The 26,973-nt window shown below is 74.6% G+C and carries 22 protein-coding genes and 1 riboswitch; of the genes, 6 read left to right on the forward strand and 16 right to left on the reverse strand.

Annotated features, from left to right (window positions below):
* Positions 1 to 94 precede the first annotated feature (94 nt).
* The 9 genes from FIC82_RS18770 to FIC82_RS18810 form a co-directional block, all read right to left on the reverse strand.
* On the reverse strand, positions 95 to 1,096 hold the full coding sequence (locus FIC82_RS18770) for an NADPH-dependent oxidoreductase (RefSeq protein ID WP_154799492.1): 1,002 nt from the start codon (positions 1,094 to 1,096) through the stop codon (positions 95 to 97).
* Positions 1,093 to 2,274: an FAD-dependent oxidoreductase gene (locus tag FIC82_RS18775; protein ID WP_154799493.1), complete on the reverse strand. Its 1,182-nt coding sequence runs from the start codon at positions 2,272 to 2,274 to the stop codon at positions 1,093 to 1,095. Before FIC82_RS18775 ends, FIC82_RS18770 begins: the two co-directional genes overlap by 4 nt.
* Before the next feature lie 7 nt (positions 2,275 to 2,281).
* Positions 2,282 to 3,316, reverse strand: coding sequence for an ABC transporter substrate-binding protein (locus FIC82_RS18780; protein WP_168732108.1), 1,035 nt, complete (start codon positions 3,314 to 3,316; stop codon positions 2,282 to 2,284).
* Between the two features lie 143 nt (positions 3,317 to 3,459).
* Positions 3,460 to 4,269, reverse strand: coding sequence for an amino acid ABC transporter ATP-binding protein (locus FIC82_RS18785; protein WP_154799495.1), 810 nt, complete (start codon positions 4,267 to 4,269; stop codon positions 3,460 to 3,462).
* Entirely contained in the window at positions 4,266 to 5,357 is a 1,092-nt protein-coding gene (locus FIC82_RS18790) for an amino acid ABC transporter permease (protein WP_154799496.1), read from the reverse strand. The genes FIC82_RS18785 and FIC82_RS18790 overlap by 4 nt, the downstream gene beginning before the upstream one ends.
* Positions 5,354 to 5,977 (reverse strand): GNAT family N-acetyltransferase, encoded by a 624-nt coding sequence (locus FIC82_RS18795; protein WP_154799497.1) that lies wholly within the window; start codon positions 5,975 to 5,977, stop codon positions 5,354 to 5,356. The genes FIC82_RS18790 and FIC82_RS18795 overlap by 4 nt, the downstream gene beginning before the upstream one ends.
* Positions 5,974 to 6,888, reverse strand: a complete 915-nt coding sequence (locus tag FIC82_RS18800) for a DUF1684 domain-containing protein (protein WP_154799498.1) — start codon at positions 6,886 to 6,888, stop codon at positions 5,974 to 5,976. The genes FIC82_RS18795 and FIC82_RS18800 overlap by 4 nt, the downstream gene beginning before the upstream one ends.
* Positions 6,889 to 6,946: 58 nt before the next feature.
* Positions 6,947 to 8,341, reverse strand: a complete 1,395-nt coding sequence (locus tag FIC82_RS18805) for an NtaA/DmoA family FMN-dependent monooxygenase (RefSeq protein ID WP_154799499.1) — start codon at positions 8,339 to 8,341, stop codon at positions 6,947 to 6,949.
* A gap of 19 nt (positions 8,342 to 8,360) precedes the next feature.
* Entirely contained in the window at positions 8,361 to 9,515 is a 1,155-nt protein-coding gene (locus tag FIC82_RS18810; RefSeq protein WP_154799500.1) for an LLM class flavin-dependent oxidoreductase, read from the reverse strand.
* A gap of 369 nt (positions 9,516 to 9,884) precedes the next feature.
* Positions 9,885 to 9,992: riboswitch (SAM riboswitch) on the reverse strand.
* A 259-nt stretch (positions 9,993 to 10,251) separates the two neighbouring features.
* Between FIC82_RS18810 and FIC82_RS18815 the strand changes: the two genes are divergently transcribed.
* Both FIC82_RS18815 and FIC82_RS18820 read left to right on the forward strand, forming a co-directional pair.
* Entirely contained in the window at positions 10,252 to 10,899 is a 648-nt protein-coding gene (locus tag FIC82_RS18815) for a TetR/AcrR family transcriptional regulator (protein ID WP_216609937.1), read from the forward strand.
* A 98-nt stretch (positions 10,900 to 10,997) separates the two neighbouring features.
* Entirely contained in the window at positions 10,998 to 13,637 is a 2,640-nt protein-coding gene (locus FIC82_RS18820) for an MMPL family transporter (RefSeq protein WP_154799501.1), read from the forward strand.
* Between the two features lie 80 nt (positions 13,638 to 13,717).
* Here the strand turns inward: FIC82_RS18820 and FIC82_RS18825 are convergent, their stop codons facing one another.
* From FIC82_RS18825 to FIC82_RS18845, 5 genes are all read right to left on the reverse strand, one after another.
* A complete protein-coding gene (locus FIC82_RS18825; protein ID WP_154799502.1) occupies positions 13,718 to 14,737 on the reverse strand; it encodes an endonuclease/exonuclease/phosphatase family protein in 1,020 nt (339 codons plus the stop codon).
* A 238-nt stretch (positions 14,738 to 14,975) separates the two neighbouring features.
* Positions 14,976 to 17,345 carry a phosphoribosylformylglycinamidine synthase subunit PurL gene (gene purL / locus FIC82_RS18830; protein ID WP_154799503.1) on the reverse strand — a complete coding sequence of 790 codons (2,370 nt, stop codon included), beginning with the start codon at positions 17,343 to 17,345 and terminating at the stop codon, positions 14,976 to 14,978.
* Between the two features lie 178 nt (positions 17,346 to 17,523).
* Positions 17,524 to 17,910, reverse strand: coding sequence for a DUF1304 domain-containing protein (locus tag FIC82_RS18835; protein WP_168732109.1), 387 nt, complete (start codon positions 17,908 to 17,910; stop codon positions 17,524 to 17,526).
* A 73-nt stretch (positions 17,911 to 17,983) separates the two neighbouring features.
* Entirely contained in the window at positions 17,984 to 18,556 is a 573-nt protein-coding gene (locus FIC82_RS18840) for a hypothetical protein (RefSeq protein WP_216609938.1), read from the reverse strand.
* On the reverse strand, positions 18,553 to 19,518 hold the full coding sequence (locus tag FIC82_RS18845; protein ID WP_154799504.1) for a LysR family transcriptional regulator: 966 nt from the start codon (positions 19,516 to 19,518) through the stop codon (positions 18,553 to 18,555). The genes FIC82_RS18840 and FIC82_RS18845 overlap by 4 nt, the downstream gene beginning before the upstream one ends.
* Positions 19,519 to 19,608: 90 nt before the next feature.
* On the opposite strand from FIC82_RS18845, the gene FIC82_RS18850 reads away from it, so the two are divergent.
* The 4 genes from FIC82_RS18850 (at position 19,609) to FIC82_RS18865 (ending at position 23,760) form a co-directional block, all read left to right on the forward strand.
* A complete protein-coding gene (locus tag FIC82_RS18850) occupies positions 19,609 to 20,718 on the forward strand; it encodes an EamA family transporter (protein WP_154799505.1) in 1,110 nt (369 codons plus the stop codon).
* Positions 20,719 to 20,782: 64 nt separating this feature from the next.
* Positions 20,783 to 22,270: an APC family permease gene (locus FIC82_RS18855; protein ID WP_154799506.1), complete on the forward strand. Its 1,488-nt coding sequence runs from the start codon at positions 20,783 to 20,785 to the stop codon at positions 22,268 to 22,270.
* Between the two features lie 39 nt (positions 22,271 to 22,309).
* On the forward strand, positions 22,310 to 22,750 hold the full coding sequence (locus FIC82_RS18860; protein WP_154800564.1) for an NUDIX hydrolase: 441 nt from the start codon (positions 22,310 to 22,312) through the stop codon (positions 22,748 to 22,750).
* 44 nt (positions 22,751 to 22,794) lie between these two features.
* Complete coding sequence (locus tag FIC82_RS18865; RefSeq protein WP_154799507.1) at positions 22,795 to 23,760, forward strand: DUF2599 domain-containing protein; 966 nt, start codon at positions 22,795 to 22,797, stop codon at positions 23,758 to 23,760.
* Positions 23,761 to 23,982: 222 nt separating this feature from the next.
* On the opposite strand, the gene FIC82_RS18870 is transcribed toward FIC82_RS18865, so the two are convergent.
* Together FIC82_RS18870 and FIC82_RS18875 are read right to left on the reverse strand one after the other, a co-directional pair.
* Positions 23,983 to 26,115 (reverse strand): acyl-CoA dehydrogenase family protein, encoded by a 2,133-nt coding sequence (locus FIC82_RS18870; protein ID WP_154799508.1) that lies wholly within the window; start codon positions 26,113 to 26,115, stop codon positions 23,983 to 23,985.
* A complete protein-coding gene (locus tag FIC82_RS18875; protein WP_253691284.1) occupies positions 26,112 to 26,960 on the reverse strand; it encodes a TetR family transcriptional regulator in 849 nt (282 codons plus the stop codon). Before FIC82_RS18875 ends, FIC82_RS18870 begins: the two co-directional genes overlap by 4 nt.
* Positions 26,961 to 26,973 lie beyond the last annotated feature (13 nt).

Raw genomic sequence — 26,973 nt, forward strand, 5'->3', positions numbered from 1 at the left:
GGCGACCGGTGGTCGAGCGGCGGCTGGTGGTGGAGTGGTGGCTGGTCGTGGAGCGGTGGATCCCGGCTGCTCCCGACCGCGGGACGGGACCGGGCTACTTGGACGGGAACCCGAGCGCGGCGAGCGTGGGTCGCAGGTGGGCGCGCCCGCGCAGGGCGCCGGGGACGCGCAGGCGGTCGACGACGCGGTCGCGCCACCCGCCGTCGAGCCCTTCCTCGCGGTAGAAGGGCGCGATCCGCTGCTCGTACGCCGCGACGTGCTCGTGCTGGCCCGCGGCCCGGTAGCGCTCGGCGTGCAGCACCGCGGCCTGCGGCAGCCGCGGCTTGACGCGCTCGCCGCCCGCGGGGTCGGGGTGGCCGACGACGAGCCCCACGACCGCGACGACGCCCTCGGGCAAGCCGAGCTCCGCCGCGACCTGGGCCGGGTGGTTGCGCAGCGCCCCGATGTAGACGGTGCCGAGGCCGAGCGACTCGGCCGCGACGACGGCGTTCTGCGCGGCGAGCGCGGCGTCGAGGAACGCGACGACGGTCGTCTCGAGGTAGTCGGTCGCCTCGAGCCGGACGCCCTCGCGCTCGCCGAGGGCGCGCGCCCGGGCGACGTCCGCGAGCCACACGAGCAGCAGCGGCGCGGTCCGGACGTGCTCCTGGTCGCCCGCGAGCGCCGCGAGCCGGTCCTTGCGCGCGGGGTCGGCGACGGCGACGACGCTCCAGAGCTGGAGGTTCGACGACGTCGGCGCGGACTGCGCGGCGGCGACGAGCGTCGGCACGACGTGGTCGGCCAGCGGGTCGGCGAGGTAGCGGCGCACGGTGCGGTGCGCGAGCTGGATGTCGAGCACGCCCCCCGGCAGCCCGGCGGCGCGCGCCAGCCCTTCGGCGGCTCCAGGCGCGACGTCACCGGAGGCCTCCGGGCCGACGCCGTAGCGTGCCCCGAGCGTCGCGTGGACCCGGTCGAGCACAGCGTCGGCGGGCCCGGCGTCGGGTACGGCGTCCGCGGGCACGGCAGCACGCCCGCTCGCGGGGTCGGTCGGGTCGGTCTCCCGGTCGTCGCTCGACGTGGTCGTCGCGGTGGCGGGATCCGTGGCGGGGGCGATCGTCATGACGCAGTCCTCTCGGGGAGTGCAGCGAGGCGGGCGAGCGCGAACCGCTCGACCGCGGGGACGCCGTCGGGAAGGGTGACGAGGTCGGCGAGCACGCGGCCGACCGCCGGGGCAAACTTGAAGCCGTGGCCGGAGAACCCCGCGCCGACGACGACCGGGCCGCGGCGGTCGAGCACGAAGTCGTGGTCGGGCGTCGTGGTGTACGTGCAGCTCACGGGGACGTACGCGTCGGGGTCGAGGCCGGGCAGCCAGGTGCGCACGTAGTCGCGCAGCGCGGCGAGCTGGCCCGGCTCCGGCCGGTAGGAGCGCCGGTCGGGGTCGACGACGGGGCCGACCCCGTGGAAGCCGACCTTGACGCCCTCGCCCGGGGTCGCGAGGCCGTAGACGCCGCTCGGCCACGCGGTCCCGGGGCCGACGTCGTGCGTGAACGCGGGCCACCCCTGCGGGGTCGCGCCCGGGGCGAGCGCGAAGTGCGCGGGCTGCTCCTGGGTGACGACGAGCGGGAGCTCCTGCCCCAGCAGCCCGCCGGCCGGGCCGCCGAGCAGGCCCGCGCTCCACGCCCCGACGGTCACGACGACGACCCGCGCGACGATGTCGCCGCCGTCGGTCACGACGCGGACGCCCTCCGGGACCCGCTCGACGTGCCGGACGGCGACCTCGTGCCGGACGTCGGCGCCCCGGGCGGCCGCGGCGCCCTGGAGGGCCGCGACGGCGCGGTCGGCGTGCAGCCGCCCGGCCGTCGCGACCTCGTGCAGCACCCGGCCCTCGAACCGCAGTCCCGGCCACCGCTCGGCCGCGGCCGCGGGGTCGAGCCACTCGTGCTCGATCCCGCGGGCCGCGAACGCCGCGCCGATCGCGTCCGCGCGGCGCTCGGCGGCGCCGTCGCGCCGCCCGTGGCTCACGCCACCGGTGACGTCGAGGAGCTCGGTGCCGGTCTCCGACTCGACCTCGCGCCACAGGCCGAGCGCCTCCTGCGCGAGGTCGAGGTACTCGGGCTCGGCGTACGTCGTGCGGTAGATGCGCGACGTCCCGTGCGAGGCGCCGTGCGCGTGCCCGGGCGCGAAGCGCTCGAGCAGCACGACGTCGCGCCTGCGCCGGGCGAGCTGCCACGCGGCGGCCGAGCCCATCACGCCGCCCCCGACCACGAGGTGGTCGACGTGCTGGGTGCTGGTGGTCATGTGCCGGTCACTCCGTCTTCGGCAGGCCGGGTGGGTTGGTCTGCGACTCCTCGACGGCCTCGGACTCCAGGCCCCACCGCTGGAGCACCTCGAGGTATGTGCCGTCCTCGATGGCGTGGTTGATCGCGGCGGTGATGGCCGGGGCGGCCTCGTTGCCCTTCTTGGTCGCGACGGCGATCTGCGCCGTGTCGGGCCAGCCGCCGTTGAGCGTGCCGACGACCGAGAAGTCCTGCGGGGAGATCGCCGCCTGGTACGCGAGGGAGGCGTTGGGGCCGACGTACGTCTCGATGCGCCCGGACTGGAGCGCGAGCAGGACGTCGGAGAACTGCTCGTAGTACTCGGGGCCCTGGATGGGCTCGAGGCCGTCCTCCTGGTTGAGGCGGTCCCACTCGAGCACGATCTTCTCCTGGTTCGTCCCGGAGCCGACCGCGACGACCTTGCCCGCGATGTCCTCGCGCTTCGTGATCGACGTGATGTCGGAGTCGGCGCCCACGAGCCAGCCGAGCTCGTCGTTGCGGTACGTGGAGAAGTCGATGGTCTCCTTGCGCTCCTCGGTCACGGTGACGTTGGAGATCACGGCGTCGACGTCGCCCGAGCCCAGAGCGAGCGGCCAGTCGGCCCACGCCTTGACCTCGAGCCGCAGGTCCTTGCCGAGCGCGTCGGCGACGAGCTGCGCGATGTCCGTCTCGTTGCCGATGGGCGTCTCGTCGTCGTCGGCGAGGAAGCCGAGCGGCGGTGCGGAGCCGGCGGAGATCGCGACGACGATCTCGTCCTTGTCCTTCCAGGCGTCCGGGAGGAGCGCGATCGCCTCGGGCGACTCGGTGGTGCGGAGGCGGTCCTGGTCGGGGCTCGTGCTCACGTCGAGGGCGTCCGACACGGACGTCGTGCTCTCCGTCGTGCCGTCCGAGGAGGCCGCGCCCTCCTCCGCGGCGGCCGGGGCCTCGGTGCTCACCCCGGAGCAGGCCGCGAGCGCCAGCAGGGGCACGACGGCGAGGGCGGCGAGCGCGCGGGGGGCGCGGGCGCGGGTGGTCGTTGCGGTCACGGGTGTCCTACCTCTCGGGTGGTGCGTCGGTCGACGCGGGGAGTGCGGTGCGGGACGGCCGGGCGGCCGGTCGCGGGTGACGACGTCGGGGGGTCGAGGGCTGTGTCGGTCCCCGGGTCGTGGACCCGGGCTCGCGCAGCCGGTCAGAGGACCTTCTGGAGGAAGGCCCGGGTGCGGTCGTGGCGCGGGTGGTCGAGCACCTCGGCGGGCGTGCCCTGCTCCACGACGACGCCGTCGTCCATGAACACGACGGTGTCGGCGACCTCGCGGGCGAAGCCGATCTCGTGCGTGACGACGACGAGCGTCGTGCCGGTGCTCGCGACGTCCTTGATGACCTCGAGCACCTCCCCCACGAGCTCGGGGTCGAGCGCCGAGGTCGGCTCGTCGAACAGCAGCACCTTGGGCCGCAGCGCCAGCGCGCGGGCGATGGCGACGCGCTGCTGCTGGCCGCCGGAGAGCTGGCGCGGCCGCGCGTCGGCCTTGTCCGCGAGCCCGACGCGCTCGAGCAGCGCCCGGGCCTCGGGCTCGACGTCCTCGCGACGGCGACGCTGCGCGGAGCGCGGCGCCTCGACGACGTTCTCGAGCGCGGTGAGGTGCGGGAAGAGGTTGAAGCTCTGGAAGACGAACCCGATCTGGGTGCGCTGGCCGAGGATCTCGCGCTCCTTGAGCTCGCGCAGGGTGTTGCCCTTGCGGCGGTACCCGATGAGCTCGCCGTCGAGCGAGATGAACCCCTTGTCGACCTTCTCGAGGTGGTTGATCGCCCGCAGGAACGTCGACTTCCCGGAGCCCGACGGGCCGAGCACGACCGTCACGGACCCGGGCGGCACGGTGAGCGACACGTCACGCAGCACCTCGAGCGTGCCGAAGCTCTTGTGGACGCCGTGGATCTCGACGAGCCCGGCGGTCGCGACGCCTGCGGTCGCGGTGGCGCCGGTCGCGGTGGCGGCGCTCATGCCGCACCTCCCGACGTGCGCGCGGTGCGCGTCAGCACGCCCACGCGGGCGCGGGCCGCGTACGCGGGCGGGACGGAGTCGGGCACCGGCCGGCCGGAGAGCCGCGCCGCCCAGACCAGGACGGTCCAGCGTGCCTTCTGCAGCGGCGTCGGGGGCAGCGTGCGCACGGCGCCCTTCGCGTAGTGCCGCTCGACGTAGTACTGGACGACCGTGATGAGCGTGGTCAGCACGAGGTACCAGATCGACGCGACGATGAGCAGCGGCACGACGCGGCCGTTGCGGCCGTAGATGACGCTCACGATGTAGAACAGCTCGCCGTACGCGAGGACGTAGACGATCGACGTGCCCTTGAGCAGCCCGATCACCTCGTTGACGGCCGTCGGGATGATGGAGCGCATCGCCTGCGGCAGGATGATGCGGCTCACCTGGCGCCGCTTGGGGATGCCGAGCGACGCGGCCGCCTCCTGCTGCCCCTGGTCGACCGAGAGGATCCCGGCGCGCACGATCTCCGCCGAGTACGCGGCCTGCGAGAGCCCGAGGCCGAGGATCGCGGCCCAGAACTTGTCGATCACGGACAGCGTGTCGAAGTACAGGAACTCGGGCCCGAACGGGATGCCGACGCTGAGGTACGGGTAGAGGTACGCGAGGTTGTACCAGAGCAGGAGCTGCAGCAGCAGCGGCACGGACCGGAACACCCACGTGTACGTCCACGACACCGACTGCAGGAGCGGCGAGCGCGACAGCCGCATGAGGGCGAGCACGGTGCCGAGCGCGAACCCGACGACCGACGCGACGAGCGTCAGGCGGATCGTCGCCCACGCGCCCTCGAGGATCGAGGGCCACGTGAGGTACTGCGCGACGACGTCCCACTCCCAGCGGTCGTTCGTCACGAGCGAGCTGACGACCATGGCGAGCAGCACGGCCACGCCGGCCGTCGCTGCCCACCGGCCCGGGTGCCGGGCGGGGACGATGCGCAGGCTCTCGAGCGGCAGCGCGTCCTCGACACCGCCGCGCGGGTCGGCGGGGTGCCGGCCCGACGGCGGTGCGAGCTGCCGGGACTCGTCCTGCGGGAGCGACACGGTGCTCATGGCGCGACCTCCAACCACTTCTCGAAGGCGAGCGGGCCGATCTCCTCGGGATCGGTCCCGGTGTCGAACAGGGGCGTGTAGCCCGTCGCGAGGTAGAGGCCAGCGGCCTCGGGCTGGCGCGGGCCCGTCGTGAGGTACACGCGCCGGTAGCCGCGCTCGACGGCCCGGCGCTCGAGCTCGGCGAGCACGAGGCGCGCCAGCCCGCGGCGCCGGTGCGCCGAGTGCGTCCAGATCCGCTTGAGCTCGGCGGTCCGCACGGCGGGCGCCCCGTCGGCGCGGCGCGCGGCCGGCCGGGCGAGGCGGGCCGGGTCACCCAGCTCGGGCTCGGTCCGACGCCGGAACGCGCCGCCCGCGACCGGGTCGCCGTCCTCCAGCACGAGCACGAGCTCGCCGTGCGGTGCCGCGAAGTCCTGCGCGGGGTAGTGCTCCATCTCCGCGCGGAGCTCCTCGGCGGTGAGCACGCGCTGGTACCGCGTCCAGTATTCGTGGGACAGCTCGTCGAGGAGGGGGCGGACGAGCGGGTCGTCCATGAGGACGGAGCGGACATCGCGCGCTGCTGCGCTCGGCCCCGCCTCCCCGGTCGATCCCGTCGTGGCCGGTCCCGCCGCGAGCGCGGTCATCGGGGTGCCCTCTCGCCCGCGGTGACGGCGAACGGCACGTGGTTGCCCTCGACCGGCGCCGGGCAGGTGCCGAAGTCGCTGAACGCGTACGGGAGGTTGATCGTGCGGTTGAGGTCGAGGCGCACGCGCCCCTCGGTGCCGGGCGCCACGTCGGCCTCCACCCACAGCACGCGCCAGGGCGCGACGGCCTCGTCGAGGTGCAAGGCCTCGTCGCTGAACAGCAGCGTCACCGCGCCGCCGGGCTTGCCCGTGAGGACGAGCGTCGCGCGGTGGGAGCCCCCGTCACGCTCGACCACGAGGTCGACCTCGCCGACCGTGCTCACGTGGTGCACCAGCCCGGGGCGCGCGGCGCCGACGACCACGGGCCGCGGCGCGTCGTACCAGCGCACCGCCGCGTCCACGACCCAGGCGGGGTCGTACGCGAACGTCGGGACGCCGTCGAACCCCGTCCTGGCGGGGGCGAGTGGGTCGCGCAGCCGGACGGCGTACCGGCCCGTGCGGCGCACGACCTCCACCGCGACCTCGCGCGTCTCACCCCCGTCCGCCGGGTCGCCCGCGTCCCGGCCGTCCGGCAGGAACGTGCCCGCGACCGACGACCCGCCCTCCGTGACGACGACGGTCCCGACGGAGTCGCCCGTCGTCGTGCGGACGGCGCCGCCCTCGCCCGCGCGGTGGTGCGCGCCGTCGGCGTCGGCCCACCAGAGCCCGGGCACGCCGGGCAGTGCGGCGGGCTCGGCCGGGAGCCAGTGGTACGCGACGAGGCTCAGCCAGCCGTGCGGCGGGCGCAGCCCGTCCTCGCGCTCGGCGTGCCACGCCGCCCACGCGGCGGCGTCCTGCGCGTCGGCGGCCGGCCCGGGGGCGGCGGGGTCGTCGGCCACGGCGCCCGTGGCGGTCGGCGTGCTCGTGCTCATGGGTCCTCCGAGGTCGGTGCGGTGCAGGTCTGCGGGACTGGTGCAGGTCGGGCTGCGGTCAGCCGACGAGCTCGGCCGAGGCCGGCTCGGGGTCGGCGGCCCGCGGCGCGGCTCCGGGCCGGGCGAGGCCGAGATGCTCGCGCAGGGTCGTGCCCTCGTACTCCGTGCGGAACGAGCCGCGCTCCTGGAGCAGCGGGACGACGCGGTCGAAGACGTCGTCGAGCCCGCCCGGCGTGAGGTGCGGGACGAGGATGAAGCCGTCGGAGGCGTCCTCCTGGACGTGGCGGTCGATGTCGTCCGCGACCTGCTGCGGCGTGCCGACGAACCCGCCGCGCGACGTCACCTGGATGACGAGCTCGCGGATCGACCAGCCGTTCGCCTCGGCCTGCTCGCGCCACGCCGCGGCGACCGCCGCCGGGTCTTTCGCGTGCCGCACGCGCCCGCGCGTGATCGACAGGTTCTCCGTGTCGGGGTCGACGTCGGGCAACGGCCCCTCGGGGTCGTACGCCTCGAGGTCGCGGCCCCAGACCTGCTCGAGGAACGCGATCGCCGTCGGGCCCGAGACCTGCTGGAGCCGGATCTCCCGCGCGCGCTCCTCCGCCTCGGCGGGCGTGTCGCCCAGCACGACGACGGTCGCGGGCAGGATCTTCAGGGAGTCCCGGTCGCGCCCGTGCGCGGCGAGGCGCCCCTTGACGTCCTCGTAGAACGCGCGACCGGCGTCGAACGTCGAGTGCGCGGAGAACACGACGTCGGCGGTCCGGGCGGCGAAGTCGCGGCCGTCGGCGGAGTCGCCCGCCTGGAACAGGACCGGGTGGCCCTGCGGCCCGCGCGGCGTCTCGAACAGCCCGACGACGTCCGCGTACGTCCCGTGGTGCGCGACCGGCCGCACCGACCCAGGGCGCAGGAACTCGCCCGCGATGCGGTCGGCCAGCACCGCGTCGTCGTCCCACGAGTCCCACAGGGCGCGCGCGACCTCGACGACCTCGGCCGCCCGGGCGTAGCGCTCCGGGTACGGGAGGTAGCCGCCGCGGCGGAAGTTGGCTCCCGTGAAGGCGTCGGGGCTCGTCACGAGGTTCCAGGCCGCGCGGCCCTCGGAGAGCAGGTCGAGCGTCGCGAACTGCTTCGCGAGCTCCCACGGCTCGTTGAACGTCGTGTTGATCGTGCCCGCGAGGCCGAGGCGGTCCGTGACCGCCGCGAGCGCGGCCAGCACGGGCAGGGTGTCGGGGCGCCCCACGACGTCGAGGTCGTGGATGCGGCCCTTGTGCTCGCGCAGGCGCAGGCCCTCGGCGAGGAAGAAGAAGTCGAGCTTCGCGTCCTCGGCGCGACGCGCGAGGTGCTCGAACGAGGCGAAGTCGATCTGGCTGCGCGAGCGGGGGTCGCTCCAGACGGTGGTGTTGTTGACGCCCGGGAAGTGGGCGCCGAGGTGGATCTGCTTGCGGGGGCGCGTGCTCATGTCGTCGGTCCGTCCGGGTTCAGGCGATCGCCGCGTAGCGGTTGGCAGGGAGCGGGAGGCCGAGCGTGTCGCGCAGGGTGGTCCCGGGGTAGGCGGTGCGGAACAGGCCCGCGCCCTGCAGGAGCGGCACGACGCCGTCGACGATCGCGTCGAGGTCGGTGCTCAGGGACGACGGGCGCAGGAGGAAGCCGTCGGCCGCGCCGGCGTGCGCCCACTCCTCGACCGTGACGGCGAGGTCGCGCGCCGTGCCGACGTGCGTGAGCGAGTCGGTGTCCCACGAGACGCCCTCGAGGTCCTCGAGCAGGTCGAGGCGGGCCTGGGCGCTCGCGCGCGTGTCGCCGACGACGACGTACGCGTCCACGAGGACCCGGAGCGTGTCGGGGTCGCGCCCGGCGTCGGCGGCCGCGTCGCGCACCTGCGACCGGAGCGCGGTGGCCTCGTCGCGCGTCGCGGCGCGGACCCGCACGACGTCGGCCCGGCGGGCCGCGAGGTCGAGCGAGGCAGGCGTGTCCGCCCGGACGACGACGGGCGGCTGGCCCTGCGGCGGGCGCGGCGTGATCGACGGCCCCTTGACGGCGAAGCGGATGCCCTCGTGGTCGACGTAGTGGAGCTTCTCGCGGTCCACGAACCGGCCCGTCGCGACGTCGCGGATCTCCGCGTCGTCCTCCCACGAGTCCCACAGCCGTGCGACGACCTCGACCGCCTCGTCGGCCTCGGCGACCGCGTCGGGCTCGTCCTGGGCGCCCTTGCGACCGAAGGCCGCGGCCTCCGCCGGGGTCGTGGACCACCCGACCTGCCACCCGGCGCGGCCCGCGCTCACGTGGTCGATCGTCGCGATCGCCTTGGACACGTGGAACGGCTCGGTGTGCGTGGTCGTCACGGTCGGGACGAGACCGATGCCCGCGCTGCGGGGCGCGAGGCGGGACGCGACGAGCGCGGCGTCGAGCCGGCCCCGCACGGACCCGTTGCGGCCCGGCTGGAGCGTGAACGCATCGTCGAGCGTGACGAGGTCGAGCAGTCCGCGCTGGGCGGTGGCGACGAGCTCGACGAGGCGCTTGGCGTCGAAGAGCCGCTGGGCCTGGGAGCCCACGGTCCGCCAGGCGGCGGGGTGCGCGCCGGCGTCGGTGAGGTCGACGCCGAGGTGGACGGTACGGGCGGGGCGGGGGTCGGGCATCGCGAGGATCCGTTCTCGGTGGAGCGCCGACGGCGCGCTCAGGGCGCGGCGGGGGCGCGGCGGGGTGCCGGAGGGGTGGGCAGGGTGGTCCCGCCGCGCGGCGACAGGACGGCGGTGGGGATGCCGGGGCGACCGGCCCGCGCGCCGTGCGCGCGGGGGGTCAGGGGCGGGTCGTCGTCAGCGACAACAGGCGGCGCGCGCGGGAACCGCGGTCCCCAGGGCTCGGGCGACGGGGGCGCCCGCGGGCGGACAGGGGCACGTCGACGCGTGCACGGCGCGCACCGGGGTGCGCACCGCCGTGCTCGACTCTCGCCGGTCCATCGTCCGTCTCCTTCGTGCCCGTCGCCGGGCTCCGCGTCGTTGCCCCGTGCCACGCGCTGTCCGCGCGACGCGGGGCCTGGTCCTCACCCGGGGCACCCCGCCGCGCGGGAGGGTTGCCGTCCGACGAGCCGGGGCTTGATGTCGGAGCTCATGACCATGTCCTGTGACCGGGGTGCGACGACCTCGGTTGCGCGGGAACTTACGAGCGACCACCGAGGGGTGTCAACGCACCGAGGAGACCTTCCCACATACTGGACTTGATCGGTCAACTTTGAGTCGCCCAGGGCGCTATTTGCACCGAGTGCATCAATGCACTTAGTGTCAAGAGGTGCCCCTCCCCTCCGCGACCGAGCCGTCGGGCGTGCCCGTGACCGACCCGGCGACGAGATCTGCGACGAGCTCCGCGTCCGGCCGCGTGACCGGCCTCGTGACCGGCCCCGCGCCCGACCGCCGTACGGCGCTGCGCGCTCGGCACCGACGGGCGATCGTCGACGCCGCAGCCTCGCTCATGGAGGAGAACGGCGGTGCCCGCTTCACCGTCGACGAGCTCGCGGCCCGGGCGGACGTCGCACGCCGCACGATCTTCAACCACTTCGCGTCGCTCGACGACGTCGTGGTCGAGGTGTGCGAGGACGTGCTCGGCACGGTCGTCGACGCGCTCGGGGCGAGCGCGGCGGAACCCGGCACCGACCGCACGACGCCGCTCGACGACCTCACCGCCGCGCTCCGCGGCACCGACCTCGTGGGCCCGATGGCCTACCTCACGCGCGCCCTCGGCGGGACCGCGACCGAACCCACGCCGCGCGTCACGACGATGGTCGTGCGCACGTTCACCCACCTCGCCGAGCGCCTGGTCGCCGAGACGACGCGCCGGCACCCCGACGTCGACCCGCTCGAGATCGAGATGCTCGTCGCCGCGCTCATGGCGGGCGTGCTCGTGATCCAGCGACGCTGGTGGGCCGCCACCGGCGCGGCCGACGACGACGCGTCACGCCGCACGTGGGACGACCTGCTCGACCGGTTGGTCACGCGTACCCGCACCGGCCATGCCGCCACCGCCTGACGCCCGAGAGCACCGCCGACCAGCCCGCACCCGACCCGCTCCACGACCCGCTCCACGACGCACCCGGACCTCACCGGACCTCCCACCGAAGGATCCTCATGGCTGAACTCCTGTACCGACTCGGCCGCGCGTGCGCGCGGCGGGCGAAGACCGTCCTCGCGGCCTGGCTCGCGGTCCTCGTCCTCGCCGGCGCGGCGTTCGTCGCGTTCGGCGGCACGCTCGCCACCAGCTTCTCGATCCCGGGGACGCCGACGGCGGAGGTGACCGACCGGCTGCAGACGGCCCTCCCCGAGGCGTCCGGCGGGAGCGGCACGATCGTCTTCACCACCGAGGACGGGTCCGCGTTCACGTCCGAGCAGGAGGCCGCGGTCGCCGACCGCATCGCCGACGCCGAGGAGGTCGACGGCGTCGAGACGGTGATCGACCCGTTCGCGACGCAGGCCGAGCTCGCCGACCAGGCCGCCCAGGTCGAGGACGGCCGCACCCAGATCGAGGCGGGACGGACGCAGATCGAGGACGGTCGCACCCAGCTCGACGCCGGCCAGGCGCAGATCGACGCCGCGCGCGCCCAGCTCGACGCCGGCCAGGCGCAGATCGACGAGGCCCGCGCGCAGGCGGAGGCCGCCGGCGCGCTCGCCCAGGCCGCCCCGCAGCTCGACGCGCAGCAGGCGGAGCTCGACGCCGGCCGGGAGGAGCTCGACACCCAGGCCGCGGCGCTCGCCCAGCAGCGGACCGCGCTCGAGGACCAGAGCGCGACGCTCGAGGAGCAGTCCGCCCAGCTCGAGGCCTCCGCGCCCCTGCTCGAGATGGCGTCCGAGATCCGCATGGTCTCCGAGGACGGGAGCGCCGCGGTCGCGAGCGTCGCGTTCACCGAGCCCAACATGGACATCGAGCAGCAGACCAAGGACGACCTCGTCGCCGTGTTCGCCGACGCCCCGGTCGACGGCGTCCAGACCGACTTCTCGGCCGACATCACCCAGGGCGTGCCCCAGGTCTTCGGTGTCGGCGAGGCGGTCGGCCTGGTCGTCGCGGCGATCGTCCTCGTCGTCATGCTCGGCACGCTCGTCGGCGCCGGGCTGCCGATCCTCACGGCCCTCGTCGGGGTCGGGATCGGCGCGCTGACCGCGATGGCGTTCTCCGGCGTCGTCGAGATGTCGTCCGTGACCCCCGTCCTCGGCCTCATGCTCGGGCTCGCGGTCGGGATCGACTACTCGCTGTTCATCGTCAACCGGCACCGCCGACAGCTCAAGCAGGGCGACGCCGTGCACGAGTCCATCGGGCTCGCGAACGGGACGTCGGGCAACGCCGTCGTGTTCGCGGGCGCGACGGTGCTCGTCGCGCTGCTCGCGCTCAACGTGACCGGCATCCCGTTCCTCGGGCTCATGGGCACCGTCGGCGCGCTGTGCGTCGCGATCGCGGTGCTCATCGCCGTGACCCTCACCCCGGCGCTGCTCGGCATGATCGGACCGCGCATCCTCAGCAAGCGTGAGCGCGCCGCGCTCGCCGGGGCGACCGCCGGCGAGGGCGCGTCGGGCACCGAGGGCCCCGCCGCGCCGTCGGGCCCGGCACCCGCGCGGCCGATGTCGACCCTGCGGGCCGTGGGCACCGCGCTGCTGAGCGTCGCCGCGCTCGCCGTGATCGCGATCCCCGCGCTCGACCTGCGGACCAACCTCCCCGACGGGTCGTCGGAGGCCCACGACTCCACGCAGTACCGCGCCTACTCGACGATCGCCGAGCAGTTCGGCGAGGGCACGAACGGGCCGCTGCTCGTCGTCGCCGACCTCCCGGGCGAGCCCACCGAGGCCGAGGCGCTGGAGTACCAGGTGCGCGTCGCCGAGGAGCTCTACGCCCAGGACGACGTCGTCGCGGTCGCCCCGATCGGCACGTCCGAGGACCGCACCGTCGCCGCCTTCCAGGTGGTCCCCGCCGAGGGCCCGACGAGCGAGTCCACCGAGCAGCTCGTCCACGACCTGCGCGCCCTCGAACCGCTCGACGGCGAGGTGACGCTCGGTGTCGCCGGCTCCGCGAGCGGCAACATCGACATCTCCGACAAGCTCGCGCAGGCGCTGCCGATCTACCTCGCGGTCGTCGTCGGGCTGTCGCTAATCATCCTGGTCCTGGTGTTCCGCTCGATCTTCGTGCCGGTCGTCGCGACGCTCGGGTTCATCCTGTCCTACTTCGCCGCGCTCGGCGGGGTCGTGGCGATCTACCAGTGGGGCTGGCTGTCGGGGGTGTTCGGCGTCGAGACGCCGGGCCCGATCCTCAACTTCCTGCCCACGATCCTCGTCGGCATCCTGTTCGGCCTCGCGATGGACTACCAGCTCTTCCTCGGATCGGGGATGCGCGAGGCGTACGCGCACGGCGCCCCCGCGCGCGTCGCGATCGTGCAGGGCGTGCGCGCGGGCCGGTCCGTCGTGACCGCGGCGGCGATCATCATGATCTCCGTCTTCGGCGGGTTCGTCTTCTCGCACAGCGCGATGATCCGGCCTATCGGGTTCGCGCTCGCGTTCGGCGTGCTGGTCGACGCGTTCGTCGTGCGGATGCTGCTCGTCCCGGCGCTCATGCACCTCGTGGGCGACAAGGCGTGGTGGCTCCCCCGCTGGCTCGACCGCGTCCTGCCCGACGTCGACGTCGAGGGCGCCGCCCTGGAGCGCCGCCACCCGCACCACCACGACGTCGACCCGGACCACGCCGCCACCGACCCCGGCACGGCTGAGCCGGAGCCCGCCCGCGGCTGACCCCGCCCGCCCCCGGGTGCCGAACCCAGGGTTGCTCCCGGGTTCGGCACCAGGGCCCGGGAACAACCCCGGGTTCGGCGTCAGGGGCGGGGCACGTGGACCGTCGCGACGATCGCGCGGTGGTCGCTGCCGGGCACGGGCAGGGAGCCGACGTCGGTCACGACGTTCTCCCGGTCCGTCACCACGTGGTCGAGGTTCAGCACGGGCGGGACGGTGCCCGGGCGCGGCGACCACGACAGGTCGAGCCCGCCGCCCGCCGCGCGGCTCGCGTCGTGGAACCGGTCACCGAGGAGCCGCCGGAACGTCGCGTGGTCGTGGGTCGCGTTGAAGTCGCCGACGAGCACCTGCGGGAGCGGGTCCGACGCCGCCCGGTCGGCGAGGGCGGCCGTCTCCTCGCCCCACACGCGCACGTACGCGGGGATCGGCGGGATCGGGTGCACGGCGGTGACCCGCACCGGCACGCCGTCGACCTCGACCGTCGCGGACGGCATCGCGTCGTGGGAGAACGGCTCGACGTCGACGTCGTCGAGCGGCAGCGCGCTCCACAGCCCGCTGCCGAGCGCCCCGGACCCGACCTGCGCGTCGGCGCTGTACGGGAGCACGTCCTCGATGCCCGCCGCGACGAGGCGCTCACGCAGGTCGGTCGTCAGCTCCAGCACCGCGAGCACCTGGACGTCCTGCTCGCGCACGAGGTCGACCAGCGCGTCCGCGTCCGCCGACCCGAGCCACGCGTTGGCGCCCAGCACGCGCAGGGAGGCCGCGTCGTCGGGCGGCGCCGGACCGGGCACGAACGCCGGCACCAGCCACACCGCCTGCGCGGCGACGCACACCGCGAGCAGCGCCGCGAGGACCCACCGGCGCGCGACGAGCGTGACCGCGAGGCCGACGACGGCCGCGGCCGCGACGAACGGCGTGAACCCGACGACCTGCGCGAACGGCGTCACAGCGTCGTACGGCACCGCCCGCACGAGCGTGAGCAGGACGACCGTCGCGGTCCCCGCGGCCAGCAGCACGGTGAGCACCGGGCCGCCCGGCCGCCGCCGGGTCGTGACGCGCGCGGGGCCGCTGCCGGGAAGTGCTGACGTGGTCGCCGAGGTCATGCCGGGACTCTCGCAGCGTCGGAGGCGACACTGCGACCCGCCGCACCACCCCGACCACCGACCTCCACGAAACCCGCGCAGCACGGCGCCCGGTCCGCCGAGCACGACATGAGGGTCGCAATCCGCCCGACAACGCACCCGTGGCGTTCTCGACAGCGGGCAGGGTCGTGGTCGGCCAGGGCTCGCCGACGACGCCCCGGTCACCTGGGAGGTGACCGGGGCGTCGGTGGAGCGGGTGTCAGCCGAAGATGGCCGGGAGCGTGCCGCGGTAGGCCGCGTCCGCCTCGCTGAGCGGGACGGTGAACAGACCCGCGACCTCGAGCGTCTCGCCCGCGTCGGCCGCAGCCGCCGGGTCGGTGCCCGTCTCGCCGATCTTCAGCACGGGGACGCCGCGCGCGACGCACGCGTCGACGAGCTTCGACTCCTCGCCGCGCGGCACGGCGACCAGCGCGCGGGCCGTGGACTCGGAGAACAGCGCCTCGAACGGGGTGACGCCGTCGCGCTCGGTCAGGGCGTCGAGCGACACGCTCGCCCCGACGCCGAAGCGCAGCGACGCCTCGAGGAGCGCCTGCACGAGCCCGCCCTCGGACAGGTCGTGCGCGGCCGACACGAGGTCGTCGCGGCTCGCGTTGACGAGCACGCCCGCGAGCGCCTTCTCCGCCGCGAGGTCGACCTGCGGCGGGAGGCCGCCGAGGTGCCCGTGCGCGACCTCGGCCCACGCCGACCCGTCGAGCTCGGCGCGCGTGGTGCCGAGCAGGTAGATGCTCTCGCCCGTCTCGCGCCAGCCCGACGGGGTCGCGTGCGCGACGTCGTCGAGCACGCCGAGCACGCCCACGACCGGGGTCGGGTGGATGGACGAGTCGATCTGACCGGGCTCGCCGGTGCCGTTGTAGAGCGACACGTTGCCGCCCGTGACGGGGACGCCGAGCTCGCGGCACGCGTCCGCGAGGCCCTCGATCGCCTCGACGAGCTGCCACATCGAGTCCGGGTCCTCCGGCGAGCCGAAGTTGAGGCAGTCGGTCACGGCGAGCGGGCGGGCGCCCGTCGTCGCGACGTTGCGGTACGCCTCGGCGAGCGCGAGCTGCGCGCCCGTGCGCGGGTCGAGCTTGCCGTAGCGGCCGTTCGCGTCGGTCGCGAGGGCGACGCCGAGACCCGTGGACTCGTCGACGCGGACCACGCCCGAGTCGTCGGGCTGGGCGAGCGCGGTGTTGCCCTGGACGAACCGGTCGTACTGGTTCGTCACCCACTCCTTCGACGCGAGGTTCGGCGACGCGAGGAGGCGCAGCGCGGTGGCGCGCAGGTCGTCGCCGGACTCCGGGCGGGCGAGGCCCGCGGCGGTGTCGGCGTTGAGCCCGTCCTGCCACGACGGCCGCGCGTACGGGCGGTGGTACACCGGGCCCTCGTGCGCGACGGTCTTCGGGTCGACGTCGACGATGCGCTGCCCGTGGTGGTCGATCGTCAGGCGGCCCGACCCGTTGACCTCGCCGATGACCGCGGTCTCGACGTCCCACTTGCCGGTGATCGCGAGGAACGCGTCGAGCTTGTCCGGCGCGACGACCGCCATCATGCGCTCCTGCGACTCCGACATGAGGATCTCGCCCGCGTTGAGCGTCGGGTCGCGCAGCAGGACGTCGTCGAGCCACACGTGCATGCCGCCGTCGCCGTTGGAGGCGAGCTCCGACGTCGCGCACGAGATGCCGGCCGCGCCGAGGTCCTGGATGCCCTCGACGACCTGCGCCGCGTAGAGCTCGAGGCAGCACTCGATGAGGACCTTCTCCATGAAGGGGTCGCCCACCTGGACGCTCGGGCGCTTGGCGGGGACGCCGTCCTCGAACGTCTCCGAGGCGAGGATCGACGCGCCGCCGATGCCGTCGCCGCCCGTGCGCGCGCCGAACAGGATGACCTTGTTGCCCGTGCCGGACGCGTTCGCGAGGTGGATGTCCTCGTGGCGCAGCACGCCGAGGCACAGCGCGTTGACGAGCGGGTTGCCCTGGTACGAGGCGTCGAAGACGAGCTCGCCGCCGATGTTCGGCAGGCCGAGCGAGTTGCCGTAGCCGCCGACGCCGGACACCACGCCGTGCACGACGCGCGCCGTGTCCGGGTGGTCGACGGCGCCGAATCGGAGCTGGTCCATGACGGCGACCGGGCGCGCGCCCATCGAGATGATGTCGCGCACGATGCCGCCGACACCCGTCGCGGCGCCCTGGTAGGGCTCGACGAACGACGGGTGGTTGTGCGACTCGACCTTGAACGTCACGGCCCAGCCGTCACCGATGTCGACGACGCCGGCGTTCTCGCCGATGCCGACGAGCAGGTGCTTCTTCATCTCGTCCGTCGTGGCCTTGCCGAACTTCGACAGGTGCACCTTGGACGACTTGTACGAGCAGTGCTCGGACCACATGACCGAGTACATCGCGAGCTCCGCGGCCGTGGGGCGGCGCCCCAGGATGTCGCGGATGCGCTGGTACTCGTCGGGCTTGAGGCCGAGCTCGGCGTACGGCTGGACCTCGTCGGGGGTGGCGGCGGCGTTCTCGACGGTGTCCAGCGTCGGTCCAGCGGCGGGACGGGCGTCGGAGCGTGCGGAAGCCTGGGGTGCGGGGGCGGTCATCGTTTCCCTCGGGTGGGCGCTGATGCGGGGAGCGCACGACGGCGCGCGCCCAGTCTACCGGCGGCTCACCGGACGTCGTGGTCCCGTCCGCCCTCCGGTCCGCGCGCCGCCGTCCGGTCACCCGCGCGGCGGCTGCCCGGCGGCGCGGCGCGGGAGCACCACCCTCGTCGGCGTCGCGTCAGGCGACGAGCCCCACGACGACCCCGACGACGCCGAGCAGCGGCGGGACGAGCTGCACGAGCGCGGCGCGCGCCTTCGACGGCGACGAGAGGATCAGCACGAGCCCGGCCGCGACCATCGACCCGGCCCCGGCGACGACGAGCGTCAGCCCCACGTCGTGCCGGTCCGTGGCGTACAGGACGATGCCGAGCACGACGAGCACCGCGAGGAACAGGTTGTAGAAGCCCTGGTTGAACGCGAGCTCCTTCGTCGCCTCCGCCTCCTCGCGCGACGTGCCGAACGTCGCGCGCGTGCGCGCGCTCGTCCAGGTGAGCGACTCCATGACGAAGATGTACAGGTGGATCGCCGCGCCGACCCCCACCAGCGCCAGCCCGAACCCGATCACGGTCGGCCCCTCCCGGTCCGCGAGGCCGCACGGTGCACGACCTCCCGCCGGCGGGCCGGCCCGGGTCGCTGCCTCAGCGGTCCTCAGCGTTCCACAGGAGCGGCTCGGCTGCCGCGAGCGCCACGGCGAGCGCGCCGAGCGCGAGCCCGACGCGCGTGTGCGGCAGGCGCACGCCCCGCGCGCGCAACCGCTCGCCGCGGCGGTACGCCCACTTCTCCCCCGCGACGGCGAGCGTCGTCGCGAGAGCGACACCGCCCACGGCGCCCGCTGCGAGCACCGCGGGCGGGGCGAGCGTCACGTCGTCGTGGTCCGGGACGTAGGTGTTGTCCTCGCGCACCACGTCGTCCGGACCGTCGCCGAGCGCGACGTCGTCGGGCGGGACGTCCACGGGCGCGTCGGGCGAGGGGGTGCCGACCTCCCGCACCGCGTCCCGCAGCGAGCGGACGCCGTCGCGCGCCTCGCGCCCCTCGGCCGTCGCGGTCAGCATGAGCGCGACCCCCGCGGCCCCGACCGCGGTCTTGGCGAGCGCGCGCCCCCAGCGCGGCCGGACGACGTCGGGCACGGCGTACCAGGCGACGGTCATCAGGCCCGCGATCGCGACGGTGCGCGGGTCGGCGGGCTGTCGGGTCGGCTCGTGCTGGGTCATCGTGCCCTCTCGTCGGACGGTGCGGTGGCGGGTGCGCTCGCGGTGCCCAACGGCCCGCGCCCGCCCGGAGTTCCTGCGTCGCGCAGCCGCTCGCGCAGGTAGCGGACCGACGGGGCGTCGGTCATGGTCGCGCGCCAGACGACCGTCACCGGGCGGGTCGGGACGGGCTCGCGCACGGGCACCGCGACGACGTCGGCGGGCAGGGGGCCGCGGCCGAGCCGCGGCACGAGCGCGACGGCGAGGTCCTGCGCGACGACCTCGACCTGCGACGCGAACTCCAGGCACCGGAAGTCGATGCGCGGGACGCGCGGCTCGCGCGCGAACATGTGGCAGAACCACTCGTAGCAGATCGTGCCGTCCGGCGTGCAGACCCACGTCTCGTCGAGCAGGTCGGCGGGCGTGAGCGCGGGCCGTCCGGCGAGCGGGCTCGACGCGTGCACGAGCACGTCGGCCTCGTCGCGGAAGAGCTCCTCGGCGCGCAGGCTCGGGGGCAGCGCGAGCCCCACGCCCTCCCAGTGGTGGACGAGCGCGAGGTCCAGGGTCCCTGCCGCGACGGCCGCGACGGCGTCCCACGGCTCGGTCTCCTCGACGACGAGCCGCAGGTCGGGGACGTCGTCCCGCACCCGCGCGAGGAGAGGCGCGACGACGCCGCGCACGGCTGTCGAGAACGACCCGAGGCGCACGGTCCCGGTGGGGCGGGCGCCGGCGTCGTGCAGGCGGGCGCGCAGCGACTCGACCTGCTCGCGCAGCACGCGGCCCTCCTCGACCACGCGCCGCCCCGCGGCCGTGAGGACGACGCCGCGGCCCTCCCGGTCGAGCAGGCGCGCGCCGAGGTCGCGCTCCAGGCGCTTGACCTGCTGCGAGACGGCGGACGGCGTGTACCCGAGGTCGCGCGCGGCCGCGTGCACGGTCCCGGTGCGCTCGACGGCGAGCAGCGCGTCGACGGCGGCGAGGTCGATCATGCCTCCAGCCTATCCGGTAGCGCGACTACCGGGAATCGTGCACGACCGTGCGCTGGACGTGCACGATGCCGAAGGCGCACCCTCGATCCCATGCCCCTGCGCTCGTCCCTCCTCGCCGTCCTCGTCGCCGTCGTCTGGGGCGTGAACTTCGTCGTCATCGACCTCGGCCTCGGCGACATGCCGCCCACGCTGTTCGTCGCCCTGCGCTTCCTCGTCGTGCTCGTCCCCGCGATCTTCCTCGTCCCGCGGCCCCGCGCGCGCTGGCGGGACGTGCTGCTCGTCGGCACGTTCATGAGCCTCGGCCAGTTCGGCCTCCTCTACACCGCGCTCGCGATCGGCATGCCCGCCGGGCTCGCGTCGCTCGTGCTCCAGGCGCAGGTCGGGCTCACCGTGCTGTTCGCCGCCGCAGCGCTGCGCGAGGTCCCGACGCGCGCCCAGCTCCTCGGCGTGCTGGTCGGGGCGGCGGGGCTCGTCGTCGTCGGCGTGGGACGCAGCGCGTCGACACCGGCGCTCGCGTTCGTCGTGACCCTCGCCGCCGCGGCGTCGTGGGCGGTCGGGAACGTGATCGCGCGCGGCGCCGGACGTCGTGACCACGGTTCTCCCTCGGCGGACCGGGGTTCTCCCTCGGCGGACCAGGGTTCTCCCTCGGCCGAACAGGGCTCCCGCTCCCGGCCCGGGCTCGACGGGCTGTCGATGACGGTGTGGTCGGCGCTCGTCGTGCCGGTCCCCATGCTCGGGCTGTCGCTCGCGCTCGACGGGCCGGACGCCGTCGGGCACGCGCTCACGCACCTCACGCTCGCGCCCGTGCTGTCGACCCTGTACACGGCGTGGCTCGCGAGCCTCGTGGGCTACGGGATCTGGAACACGCTGCTCGCCCGGTACCCGGCGTCGGCGGTGGTGCCGTTCACGATGCTCGTGCCGCCGGTGGGCATGCTGGCCGCGTGGGTCGTGCTCGACGAGGTGCCGAACACGGCCGAGCTGGTGGGCGGCGCCGTCCTCCTGCTGGGCGTCGCCACGACGACCGGTGTCCTGCGCCGTCGTCCGCCGCGCGGCGTGATCATCCCCCACGCGCCGGACGCCGAACCTGGGGTCGTCGCACCCCACACGGCCGAGCCCGGGGACGTCCCCGGGTTCGACGGAGCTCCGGACAGCAGCCCCGGGTTCCGGGACCAGGGGGCGACACGCGCGCGTTCGCGCTGACAGGAGGCCCTGGCCGGGGGTTCCATGGAGGTCCGGGGACGTCCGAGACGCGAGGGAGCCTCTCATGAGCCAGACCGCGGGTCGCACGGAAGAACGCCAGCAGCCGGAGCTCAAGCGCGTCATGGGGCCCAAGCTCCTGCTCCTGTTCATCGTCGGGGACATCCTCGGCACGGGCGTGTACGCGCTCACGGGCCAGGTCGCGGGCGAGGTCGGCGGGGCGGCGTGGCTGCCGTTCCTGCTCGCGTTCGTGGTCGCCACCATCACGGCGTTCTCCTACCTCGAGCTCGTCACCAAGTACCCGAGCGCCGCCGGCGCCGCGCTCTACACGCACAAGGCGTTCGGCATCCACCTGCTGACGTTCGTCGTCGCGTTCATGGTCATGAGCTCGGGCATCACGTCGGCGTCGACGGCGTCCAACGCGTTCGCGGGGTTCGTCTCCGACGGGTTCGGGCTGGCTCTCCCGACGGGCGGCGACGGCCGCCTCCTCATCGCGCTCGGCTTCATGGCTCTCGTCGCGCTCGTCAACTTCCGGGGTGTCGGCGAGAGCGTCCGGGCGAACGTCGTGCTGTCGCTCGTCGAGCTGTCCGGCCTGCTGCTCGTGATCTTCGTCGGGCTGTGGGCGACGACGCAGGGCAGGGCCGACTTCTCCCGCGTCGTCGTGTTCGAGAGCGCGGACGACAAGAGCGTGTTCCTCGCCGTGACCGCCGCGACGACGCTCGCGTTCTTCGCCATGGTCGGGTTCGAGGACTCGGTGAACATGGCCGAGGAGTGCAAGAACCCCGTGCGCGACTTCCCGCGCACGATGCTCACCGGGCTGTCGATCACGGGCGCGATCTACGTGCTCGTCGCGATCACCGCCGTCGCGCTCGTCCCCGTCGGCGACCTCGTGGACGACTCGAAGGGCTCGGCGCTCACGCAGGTCGTCGCGGCAGGGGCGCCGAACCTGCCGTTCGACACGATCTTCCCGTTCATCGGCATGTTCGCCGTCGCGAACTCGGCGCTCATCAACATGCTCATGGCGTCGCGCCTGCTCTACGGCATGTCGAACCAGGGCGTGCTGCCGCGCGCGTTCGGTCAGGTGCACCCGTTCCGGCGGACGCCGTGGGTGTCGATCCTCGTCACGACGGCCATCTCGTTCGCGCTCATCGTCTACGTGGTGCGGCAGTCGGGGACCGAGTCGGGCACCAACGCGATCGCGCTGCTCGGCGGCACGACGTCGCTGCTCCTGCTCGTCGTCTTCACGATCGTCAACATCGCGCTCCTCGTGCTGCGCCGCGACCGCGTGGACCACCAGCACTTCCGGACCCGTACCTGGCTCGCGGTCCTCGGGGCGCTCACGTGCGCGTACCTCGCCGGGCCGTGGGCGCGCAGCGCCGAGCAGCAGGAGCAGTACGTCATCGCGGGCGCGCTCGTGGGCCTGGGGATCGTGCTCTCGTTCGTCACGTGGCTGTACAACCGCTCGGTACGGCACCGCCAGATCGCCTTCTCCGACGTCTCCCGCCTCGAGGACGAGGTCGACGACGGCTCCGACGACGACGGTCGCTCCCGCTGAACGGCGACGTCCGTCGCGCATGATGGGTCCATGCCGCCCATGCAGATCCGTGTCGCCGCCTACGCCGTGATCGTCCGCGAGGACGGGAGGATGCTCCTCCCTCACTGGAGCGAGGGGGACCACGACGGGTGGACCCTGCCCGGGGGTGGCATCGACCCCGGCGAGCACCCCGAGGCGGCCGCCGTGCGCGAGGTGCGCGAGGAGACCGGCTACGACGTCGAGCTCGACGGACTGCTCGGCGTGGACAGCATCGTCGTCGACGCCGCCGACCGGCTCCGCCCGGAGGATCGCGGCCGGTCGATGCAGGGCATCCGCATCGTGTACCGCGCGCACGTCGTGGGCGGCGAGCTGCGCGTCGAGGAGGACGAGTCGACCGACGACGTCGGCTGGTTCACGCCCGACGAGGTCGACGCGCTCGACCGCGTGGGGCTCGTCGACCTCGGCCGGCGCTGGGCCGGGCTGCTCCCCGTGCCGTCGTGACCCGGACCGGCCGCGCCGGTGCGCGACGGCGACGCGGAGCCGTCGTGCTCGCGCTCTCCGCCGGAGCCCTGGCATCGGCCGTCCTCGCCGGGTGCACGCCCGGCGACGGCGCGGCACCGAGCTCCGGCGCTGCCACGACGACGCTGGCGGACGACACGTCCGCCGCCGACGATGACGCCACGGAGTCGGGCAGGGCTGATACCGCAGAGCCCGACGTCGTGCGCGTGCCCGCTGGACCCGTCGTCGTCGAGATCGCGGCGCCCCCGCCCCCTTCCACCACTCCGGGTGAAGGCGACCCGGCGGTAGCGGTCTCGGCCGGCGACGAGGGGACGTCGGACGTCCGCCTCGTCCTCGCCGACGCCCCTGCGCGGATCTCGGTCGAGGACGGCTCGCTCGTGCGCCACGCCGACGGCACGCTCACCGTCCTGGACGACGCCGGCACATCCGTCGGAGGGCTCGACGCCCCGCGCGTCCTCGGTGCGCACGACATCGCCCCGCACGGCGCGGCGGTGGACGGCAGGCCGGGCTCTCCCGGCGTGCAGGTCGTGCTCGTCGACGCGCACCACGCGGAGGTGACGCTCGTGCCCGCGGCGGGGGCGCCGTCGGGCATCACGACGGGCTCCGCGGCCGGTGCCGACAGTGCGGACAGCGCCCCGGGCGACGACGCGGGCGGGACGGGTTCGGCCGGCGACGGCCCGGCGGCGGCGTGGGACGTCGTCGTGACGCTCGGCACGCAGGCCGTCCGGAGCACCGACTGGGGCGACCGGGAAGGCGGGCGCTCGCTCGCCGTCGACCCGACCGCGTGGGCGCGCGGTGCGGGCCAGGCGGGCCAGGAGCTCGTGTGGGCGCAGGTCGTCGCCGCCGAACCGGAGTCCGACACCCCGACGATGCACGACCAGCTCGTGTGCCACGCCGTCGGCGCCCCGGACAAGGCGACGTGGAACCTGGAGCCGTGGCGGCCCGACGTCGGGCTGCTCGCCACGATGGCGGCCCGCTGCAACCCGACCTGACTTCCAACGCCTCGGCTCACGCCGAGCACGATGCCGCCCGCGGTCGAACACGACGGCGAGGCCGGACCGGGCCGGGACAGCAACGGCCCGGGCGGCACGACGGCTGGTGGACGTCGTGCCGCCCGGGCCTGACCCTCGGCGGCGGTACCGCTCCGCCTGCTGTGCCGAGGACGTTCCGGGGACCTGCCGACCGGCGGCCCTCTCAGGGCCCGCCGGTGGGCGTCAGCGGGCCTGAGGGCCGCCCTTGGCGGCCTTGCGCAGCGACTTCTCGCTCCGCGGCTCGTCACCGCTCGCGCGCAGGCGCCGGTAGTAGTCGCGCGCCTCGTCCTGGCGCTCCTTCTCGATGCCGGACGCGATCGTCGCGCGCAGGTGCTCGGGGCCGTACCCCCACGCGTCCACGAGGTCCTGGGCGTGCGGGCGCAGCCGGTCGATGAGGCGGTCGAGGTAGCTCGTGACCGTCCGGGCGCGCTGCGTCGAGAGGCGGCCGTTGAGCAGGTACCACGCGAGGTGGCGCTCGACGAGGCTCAGGCCGAACAGGTCGCGGACCGTGGTGAGGACCTCGCGCGTGCCCGCGTCCTCGATCGTGTCGAGCGCCTGCGTGAACGCCTCCCAGCGCAGCAGCTCCGCGTGGGCGCGCGCCGCCTCGACGAGCTCGACCTGGTGGGCGTTGAAGAGGTTCGTCGCCGTCTCGGGGTCGGCCTTCTGCGCGGGGCGCAGCGCCTGCGCGACGTCCGCGACCATCGTCTCGACCCGGTCGGTCAGCAGCGCGCGCTGCGTCTCGGGGTCGCGCAGGTGGCCGGCGGCGCGGCGCGGGTCGCCGACGTCCGCGAGCGCCTGCGCCGCGCGCTTGAGCGGGGTGCGGTGCAGCGCCATGTCGCCCGCGCGCTCGACGACGACGCGCGCCATCTGGCCCGGGGTGATGCCCTTGAACTGCTTGCCGTAGTCGGCGAGCAGACGCTTCGCGACGAGCTGGAGCAGGACCGTGTTGTCACCCTCGAACGTCGCGTAGACGTCGAGGTCCGCGCGCAGGCTCGTGATGCGGTTGGCCGTGATGAAGCCCGCGCCGCCGCACGCCTCGCGCGTCTCCTGGAGCACGTCGAGCGCGAACCGCGTGCTCGTCGCCTTGAGCGCGGCAGCCGTCGTCTCGAGGTCCTCGCGCTGCTCCGGGGTGTCCTCCTCGCCGGAGAACACCGAGTGGAACAGGTCGAGCAGGCGGTCGTGCGCGAAGTGCGCGGCGTACGTCTCCGCGATGGGCACGATGAGGCGGCGCTTGTGCGTGCCGTAGTCGAGGAGCACGACCTCCTCGGTCGCGCTCGCGCCGGTGAACTGGCGGCGCTCGTTGCCGTAGCGCACGGCGATCGCGAGGCCGAGCTTCGACGCGGTGACCGCGGCGCCGTCGAGCGACACGCGGCCCTGGACGAGCGAGCCGAGCATCGTGAAGAACCGGCGTCCGGGGCTCTCGATGGTGCTGGAGTACGTGCCGTCCGCGTCGACCGAGCCGTAGCGGGCGAGCAGGTCGGTGCGCGGGATCCGCACGTGGTCGAAGTGCAGGCGGCCGTTGTCGATGCCGTTGAGCCCGCCCTTCTGGCCGTCGTCCTCGCCGCCCACGCCGGGCAGGAACGGCAGGCGGCCGAGCTCGTCGCGCTCGCCGTCGGTGTCGCGGATGGGCACGTAGAAGGCGTGCACGCCGTGGTTGACGTTCTTCGTGATCAGCTGCGCGAACACCACCGCGGCCACGCCGTGCACGCCGGCGTTCCCGAGGTAGTCCTTCCACGCCCCGCGGAACGGGGTGTGGATGACGAACTCCTCGGTCTCCGGGTCGTACGTCGCCGTGGTGGCGATGCTCGCGACGTCGGACCCGTGGCCGATCTCCGTCATCGCGAACGCACCCGGTACCGAGAGGTCCATCGCGCCCGGGAGGAGGCGGTCCTGCTGCTCGGGCGTGCCGAGGTGCAGGATCGCCGCACCGAACAGGCCCCACTGCACGCCCGCCTTGATCTGGAGCGACGGGTCGGCCGCGACGAGCTCCTCGAACCCGGCGAGGTTGCCGCCCGCGTCGTCCGCGCCGCCGAGGCGCTCGGGGTACCCGCGCCAGACCTGCCCCTTGCCGACGAGCAGGTGCATCTGCTCCAGCACGCGCTCGCGGTGCTCGCGCAGGCTCAGGCCCTCGATGCGCTGGAACGCCTGCTCGCCCGCGGTGGCGCGCGCCGTCGCGCGCAGGTCGGCCCAGCGGCCGAGCAGGAGCTTCTCGAGGGAGGCGACGTCGACGCGGGCCTCGCCCTGCGGCGTCGCGCTCGCGTCACCCGGGGTCGACGCGCGCGGCGCGACGGCGGGACGGTCGGACGTGGCGGTCATGGGATCTCCTTGAGGTCTGAGGCGGTCGCCGGGTGCTCGGGGCGGTCGGTGGCGGGGCGGACGCCGTCGCGACGGGTCGCGGGCGTGCGCCGGTCGTCGTGGGAGCGGGGGGTGCCCGGGTTGTGGGAGAGGACGCCGACCGGACCGGCCCAGAGCCAGGCGGCGACGCGCTCGGTGAGCTGCTCGCGGTCGGGGACGTCCGGGCGGTCGCGGTGGCCGAGCCACCACTCCCCCGCGCCGCGCACGAACCCGACGGCACCTGCGGCCCACGCCGCGGCGTCGGCGGGCGAGACGTCGGTGACGCGCGCGAACGGCTCGGCGACGAGCTCGATCACCGAGTCGAGGAACGCCGCGAGGGGCGCGCGGTCCGCACCGCTCACGCCGTTCGTCAGACCGCTGGCCGCGAGCTGGGCCGCCGGTTCCTCCGTGCCCGCGACGGCACTCGTACGCGTCACGAAGTAGTAGACGTTGGGCGAGCTCTCGATCATCTCGAGGTAGACGCCGACCATCGCGCGCAGCGCGCGCTTGGGCGTCTCGGCCGACTCGGCCGCCTGGGTCAACGCGTCGTGCATCTGTCCCACGACGGCGGAGCCCAACGCGACCTGCAGGCCCGTCTTGTCGTCGAAGTAGCGGTAGATGATCGACTTCGACGTCCCCGACGCCGCCGCGATCTCGTCCATGGAGACCCCGGGTCCTCCGCGGTGCACGGCCTTGCTCGCCGCCCGGATGAGCTCCGCGCGGCGTGCCGCCCGGTGCTCGTCCCAGCGGGTCGACCTGCCGTCCACCGCCGCGCCCGGCTGCACCCGCCCTCGGGTGGCCGCTCGCGCGTCGGCACCTGTGTTCACGTCGCCCTCCGTC

Origin of the sequence: Cellulosimicrobium protaetiae (assembly GCF_009708005.2) — a bacterium.
GTDB lineage: Bacteria > Actinomycetota > Actinomycetes > Actinomycetales > Cellulomonadaceae > Cellulosimicrobium > Cellulosimicrobium protaetiae.